This is a genomic window from Dactylosporangium salmoneum, assembly GCF_039532525.1.
In the GTDB taxonomy this organism is placed as follows: domain Bacteria; phylum Actinomycetota; class Actinomycetes; order Mycobacteriales; family Micromonosporaceae; genus Dactylosporangium; species Dactylosporangium salmoneum.
Map to the genome: position 1 here is coordinate 97,128 of NZ_BAAARV010000075.1, position 502 is coordinate 97,629.

Consider the following 502-nt stretch of genomic DNA (forward strand, 5'->3'; position numbering starts at 1 on the left):
CGGCGCCCGCCGCCCGGCCGCGTGCGCCTACGGCGGCGCAGGATGCGGCTGCTGAGCACCCGCGGCGCCCGCCGCCCGGCCGCGTGCGCCTACGGCGGCGCAGGATGCGGCTGCTGAGCACCCGCGGCGGTGTGCTGCGATGGTGACCGTGACGATCATCCGCTCCATCGCCCTGTTCGTGCTCGCCGCGATCGCCGAGATCGGGGGCGCCTGGCTGATCTGGCAGGGCGTCCGCGAGCACCGGGGCCTGCTGTGGATCGGCGCCGGCGTCGCCGCCCTGGGCGCCTACGGCTTCGTCGCCACCCTGCAGCCCGACGCCAACTTCGGTCGCATCCTCGCCGCCTACGGCGGTGTCTTCGTCGCCGGCTCGCTCGCCTGGGCCATGGCCGTCGACAAGTTCCGCCCCGACCGCTACGACGTCATCGGCGCCGCCGTCTGTCTCGTCGGCGTCGCCGTCATCATGTACGCGCCCCGGCACTGAACGGGCCCGCCGCGCGCCCCG

1 protein-coding gene is annotated in these 502 nt (G+C 75.9%); it reads left to right on the forward strand.

All coding sequences use genetic code 11. The features are described 5' to 3' along the window. Positions 1-148: 148 nt before the first annotated feature. Positions 149-481, forward strand: a complete 333-nt coding sequence (locus ABD352_RS38915) for a YnfA family protein (RefSeq protein WP_344617582.1) — start codon at positions 149-151, stop codon at positions 479-481. Positions 482-502: the final 21 nt, after the last annotated feature.